The 5,451-nt window shown below is 65.9% G+C and carries 4 protein-coding genes and 2 pseudogenes; 3 read left to right on the top strand and 3 right to left on the bottom strand.

Going from position 1 to position 5,451, the window contains the following annotated elements:
* Positions 1-1,011 precede the first annotated feature (1,011 nt).
* Positions 1,012-2,043 (bottom strand): NAD(P)H-dependent flavin oxidoreductase, encoded by a 1,032-nt coding sequence (locus ACIBB8_RS37340; protein ID WP_398959804.1) that lies wholly within the window; start codon positions 2,041-2,043, stop codon positions 1,012-1,014.
* A gap of 236 nt (positions 2,044-2,279) precedes the next feature.
* Here ACIBB8_RS37340 and ACIBB8_RS37335 point away from each other — a divergent pair.
* Positions 2,280-2,513: pseudogene (locus ACIBB8_RS37335) on the top strand (IS5/IS1182 family transposase); the annotation flags it as partial.
* A complete protein-coding gene (locus ACIBB8_RS37330) occupies positions 2,510-2,914 on the top strand; it encodes a hypothetical protein (RefSeq protein ID WP_398959802.1) in 405 nt (134 codons plus the stop codon). The pseudogene ACIBB8_RS37335 and the gene ACIBB8_RS37330, both read left to right, overlap by 4 nt.
* Before the next feature lie 399 nt (positions 2,915-3,313).
* Here ACIBB8_RS37330 and ACIBB8_RS37325 read toward each other — a convergent pair.
* Together ACIBB8_RS37325 and ACIBB8_RS37320 are read right to left on the bottom strand one after the other, a co-directional pair.
* Positions 3,314-3,568: pseudogene (locus ACIBB8_RS37325) on the bottom strand (ISAzo13 family transposase); the annotation flags it as partial.
* 75 nt (positions 3,569-3,643) lie between these two features.
* A complete protein-coding gene (locus ACIBB8_RS37320) occupies positions 3,644-4,363 on the bottom strand; it encodes an IS6 family transposase (protein ID WP_398959800.1) in 720 nt (239 codons plus the stop codon).
* Positions 4,364-4,575: 212 nt separating this feature from the next.
* Here ACIBB8_RS37320 and ACIBB8_RS37315 point away from each other — a divergent pair, with 212 nt between their 5' ends.
* The gene (locus ACIBB8_RS37315) at positions 4,576-5,151 is read left to right on the top strand and encodes a hypothetical protein (RefSeq protein WP_398959798.1); all 576 of its coding nucleotides are present in this window, start codon (positions 4,576-4,578) and stop codon (positions 5,149-5,151) included.
* The last annotated feature ends 300 nt before the right edge of the window (positions 5,152-5,451 follow it).

Raw genomic sequence — 5,451 nt, 5'->3', positions numbered from 1 at the left:
ACGCGGGCTCTCCACTTCATGGGGGACTCAGTCTCGTTTCATGGGGACTTTGCTTGGTCGAAAAGCCGACCGGTCAGCTATGTTAGTTGACCGGTCGGCTAGTCGCAAGCCGGAACCGTCAATCGTGAAGGTCCGGGCAAGGAGTCATCCGCGCTGCCTGAACTCCGGTCCCTGCGGAACGGCCCAACCGTCCGCTGCGACCCTGCGCCGATCTGGCCGGTCTTCTCCTTGAGCTCGTCGGTGCCTCCGCAGGTGTGGGCGGCGTGGGAGGGCGTGCCCTCCGGGCCGGATCGGGCCAGGTGGTGGTCTCAAGGCCGACGATTACGGAAGGGGCCTCGCCCTACGTCTGAGGACGCGGGCGGGTGGGTTCCACCAGTGAGGCCCACCACGCGGCAGGGGCCCAGGCCCAGCAGGCGAAGGCGGCCGGCGAGGTCCTTACGCGTGCCGCACCGGGGGCCCCGACGCCTGTCTTGAACGGGGTCCGCTGGCCCCGGGGGAACGGGCAGAAGTGGCCCCACCCCTCGAACCGGCGGACGACCAATCATCCGGGCCCCTGACGGCCTCTTCTCGCTGGCTGCGCTTGTGAGCGGACCATCCACGGGCCCGGCGGTCGAACACCTGGCGGAGCCAAAACAACTCGGTGGGGTGGGACCGGAACAACCCGGCGGAGACAGACGCCTGCGCACATGCTCGTGGCTGCAGGCTGCCCGCCGGAGGACGGGGTCGTGGACAGGGGCTCCTGCGGGAGAACGGCTGCCCGGCCGCCGAAGCGACCGCAGCCCTCGGCACCGTCGTGCCGGATATCCTGCGATCCGGCCCGGCCGACCGCCTGCCGCAGCGGGGAAGTCTCACCGATGACGTCTTCGGTGCCACACGGCCTTCGTGGCCAATGGAAAGGTCACTGCGGACGGACTGCCGCCGCGCGCCCTGCTGACCGAATTCCTCTGCCCCGGCCTGCCCCAGAAGTCACCACCGGTCGCACCGCCTCGACCACACGGAGGACCGGTCCTTTCACACCCGGGAGCCCATACGGCGGAGGATCTGCGCGGCGGGCTCAGCCGTCGCGTGGCGGTAGCCCGTTCCAGCCCACAGGTTGATCCGCTCGGGATCGTCCGCGGCTGCTGCGGCGCTGCGCATCGGGCTCGTCAAGTGGTGCAGGGCAGGATAACCGTCCGGGGCCAGGCCGCTGTACCGATCGGTGAAGGCGTTGCGCAGTGCTCGCGCCGGGCGGCCGGTGAACGCCCGCGTCACCACGGTCTGTCGGCGTGCCGGGTCGGCGAGCGCGGCCCGATAGGGAACCGAAGTCCCGGCTTCGTCGGCGCGCAGCAGGACGGTGCCCACCATGACCGCCGCAGCCCCGGCCGCAAGCGCTTCGGTCGTGGTGTCCGGTGTGGCGATCCCACCTGCGGCAACAAGGGGCACAGACACCTCCTCTCGAACCGCCCTCAGCAGGTCGGGCAGGGGCACAGCGGCGGGCGTGATCTGCGGGGTCCACGTGCCTGAGTGGCCTCCCGCGGCTGAAGCCTGCACAGCCAGTACGTCGGCGCCTGCTTCCGCGGCGGCGCGCGCTTCCACCGGGGATGTGACGGTCTGGACCACCAGCGTTCCGGCCGCACGGAAGGCCGCGATGACGGCCGGTCCCGGGAGGCCGAAGGTGAAGCTGACGACGGGTACAGGGCAGGAGAGCAGGAGATCGATCTTGTCTGCCCAGTGGTCGTCATCCTCCACGATCCGGGCTTGTGTAACGTCGAGACCGTAGGCCCGTGCCTCCGGCGCGATCGCGCGGGCGAAAGCGCGGAAAGCTCCGGGATCCACCGGCACGGGTCGGGGAGCGAACAGGTTGACCCCGAATCCGACGCCCGCCGAGCGGGCGCGGGCGATCTGCTCACCCAAGGCATCCGCGGTCTTGTACCCGCCGGCGAGGAAGCCGAGGCTGCCGGCAGCGGCCGCCGCGATGACCAGTTCGGGCGTGGTCGGGCTGCCTGCCATCGGCGCCGCCAGAACCGGTATCTCGACCCCAAGATCAGTGAGTGGCGAAGCCATCAGACGTCTCCTTCCCGGGAACTTCGACACGACCGCCGAAGTCTGGCGTCCGTGGCCCGCGACAGCCGGAGGAGGCTGGCGAGGGGTACGGTGTCGCGATATCCTGAAATATAGTCGACCGGCCGACTAGCCGTCAACTTCCATCGGTTCATGACGCCACACAGGGTCGTTTCCTGCGCTGCCATGCTCGCCATCAGGCACTGTCACGTTGGCTGACCGGGTGGGATGATCTTCGGGAGATCGTCGAACGCAACCCGCAGGACATGGGCTTCGTGCCCCAGCCGAAGCGGTGGAGGATCGAGCAGGCCTACGGAATCCTGACACTGCACCGGCGTATGGTCCGCGACTACGAGCACCATCCCTCCTCGTCCGCCTCCCGCGTCTACTGGGCGATGACCCACGTCATGATCCGCCGCCTCACCGGCGCGAACGCTCCCACCTGGCGCGACCAGCAGGCGGTGAGTGCGTGAGCATCCAGCCCGTACTCGAAGCGCTCGACGTCCAGGAGGAGGCCGCCCGGACCCTGGCCGACGGTCTCCGCGCGCAGATCGAGGAACTGCAGAGCCGGCTGCGGGAGGCCGAGACTCATCTCGAACACCTCGCGATCACCCGGACGACCGTCACCGCTCTCGCTGACCGGCTCCCTGCCCAGACCTCCGCGGCCGACCGGCCCGAGCACCCGGACTACCCCCGCATCCTCGCCGTCTTCAACGAGGCCACCCGGCCCCTCTGGGCCCGTGAAGTCTGCGAAGCCCTCGGCCACGAACAACTACCGAAGAACATCGAAGGAACCCGCGCCAAGCTGAAGCGCCTCGTCAAACTCGACGTCCTCACCGAGGCGGACGCCGGCAACTTCACCAGGAAGCGGTAGCCATCCGAAGCCCGACGAGCAGCAACCCTGCACCAGCCTCACCGGGAAACGGACATCACCGCACGAACCGCCCTCTGGCAGGTGATCTTGGGGCCTGTCGATGAATTAGTGGGTCGTGTCGTGCTCGCTGGCCTGGGATGTCGCGTGCATGACGTAGCTGGCGAGGTCGCTGGGGTCGATCAGGGATGATGTTCTCGGTGGTGAGCTTGCGGTGCCGGGGTCGTTGCTTGGGCGGGAGGGCGTCGAGCCGGTCGCGGATGCCGGCGGTGAGGCGGTCGAGGTCGCGGCGGTCCAGGCCCGTCAGGAGGGGGTGGGTGGCCAGCGTCGCGCCGAAAGTGTGCGCGTGGCGGGGATGGGACCGGGGCCGGGCGGGTGGAGTGGGACGTCGGGGATGCCGGGCTGGGGCGGGATGGTGTAGTTCCACTCGCCGTGGAACGGGTCGGGGTGGATGGTCAGGGCGGCCGCGTGCTGCTGGCTGATCTCGATCCCTGTGGGGTAGCTGCTGGTGTCCAGGCGGGCGGTGACGGTCAGTCCGGTGCGGGTGGTGGTGGAGGAGATCAGGTTGAGGGCGACGTCGTAGCTGGTCAGCGGGCGGGCGCGCCAGTTCATCGAGATGAAGGAGAACAGGCGGTGCTCGACCCGGTTCCACTTCGAGGCGTTGTCACGTTGACGGCGGGTGACTGGTCGGTAGAGCTTCGAAGCGTGCTGGGGTGTGGTTCCGGTGCCCGTTCAGGCCGTGGCGGGCTGGCAGATGTTCTCGGTGACGTGGTCCCAGACGGTGAAGCGGATGGTCATCTCGAGGCGGTGTTCGGCGGCGGTGCGGAGATGTCGCCGGGGACGGAAGTGGGGTGAAATGCTGCTGAACGCAGACAGGAACCGCTGGGCGGCGCCGGCGCTGCGGAAGCCCTTCATGGCACGTTCGCGCTGCCTCGTTGTCTGGTGGGAGTTCTCGGCCCGGTTGTTCAGTCCTTTGTGAGCGCGGTGTTCCACCGAGGGCATCAGCTCCCGGTGGGCGACGCCGTAGGAGCGGAGCTTGTCGGTGACCAGCACCCTCGGTACCCGGCACTGCTTCTTCATCAGCTTGGCCATGAACCGCTTGGCGACCTTGGCGTCCCGCTTGGACTGCACCAGGATGTCCAGCACAGTGCCGTCCTGGTCGACCGCCCGCCACAGGTACCGCCGCTTGCCGTTGATCTTGATGAAGACCTCGTCGAGGTGCCATTTGTCACCGGGCCGTGGCCGGCGGCGGCGCAGCCCGTCGGCGTAGGCCTGGCCGAACTTCACACACCACCGGCGGACGGTCTCGTAGGAGACGATCACGCCGCGTTGGAGCATCAGTTCCTCAACCTCGCGGTAGCTGAGCGGGAACCGGAAGTACAGCCACACGCAGTGGGAGATGACTTCGACCGGGTAGCGATGCCCCTTGTACGACGGCGCCGGGTTCCCCATGGACGATCCCCTCCAGCATGATCAACCCGAAGATCCAACCATGTCATCCGCCAACGTGACAGCGCCAAGGCACGGCCAGTAGTGGCATCAGCTACACGGGTCAGAATGGGCAGCTCGGAAGTCGCCCCACTATCGGTCCTGCCCCAGTGGGCATGCCCTATGTGCCGCCCATGATCGCATCTCCGGAGTATGCGCAAATGAGGGATTGCGCGATGAATCCGACATATCTGGAATGTAATCCCGAGGATGGTGAATGGGGGGGTGGCGATGCAGGGATGGTCAAGACCGGCCTGAGGTGGCTCTTTGGGAAACTTGAGCGCCATGAAGTCTATGGGGAGGACAGTGAAGTGGCTCTACAGGTCATGATGTCCGATGTGACTGCTGCACACAGGGCGGAAATTAAGAAACGATACCTAGAAGAAGGAGCAGATTCTGGATGGCTTTCTTCGAATTCGATTGCTGAAATGGATAGCAAGATTGCTCAATTCAGGAAGGATATACGCTCGATAGTCACTGATGACCAGAATATTGCGACTGCCGGCCTGGGTTCTTACACGGCCAAGTACAAGATTCTGCGTGCAAACAGGCTTGGCATTAAGGCTCGGATCACCATCGAGAATCCGATGACGGTTTCCTCTTTCGCGCACATTGCTACAGGGTACGGGACGCCATCGTCGCGTTTCGTGAAGAGATGGTTTGATAATGATGGAATTGTCGCGTTCGAGGGGGCCGGCCGTAGGCATGACATGACGATCACCTTCCGCACGGTAATACCGTGTTATTGCTAGTCTTGTTCGATGCCTGATCGCTAGGGGTGTTCTTGGTGGTTGCATATTGGAAGTGGTCGGAGAGTAAGGTGCGCGATGCGTAGACGTCGAACTGTGGCTGTGATTCCCGCGCACCTGTCTGTTGCGCTCCTGGTGATCCTCACGTCTTCCGCGTGTGGGCTCTACGGTGAATCTTCGGAGAAGTATCCAAAGGGGAGGATCGTGAAGCCCGGATCCACCGGCTTGATTCCGGTGTGATCGTTTCGGGGTTGTGCAGGCCGTGTCGGGGTTGAGCTGCGGATTCGGGCGTGGGGTGGCCGC

It is taken from the genome of Streptomyces sp. NPDC051286 (assembly GCF_044455345.1).
Lineage (GTDB): Bacteria > Actinomycetota > Actinomycetes > Streptomycetales > Streptomycetaceae > Streptomyces.
Note: the sequence above shows the minus strand (reverse complement) of the source record. Positions and strands in the feature narration are given on the sequence as shown.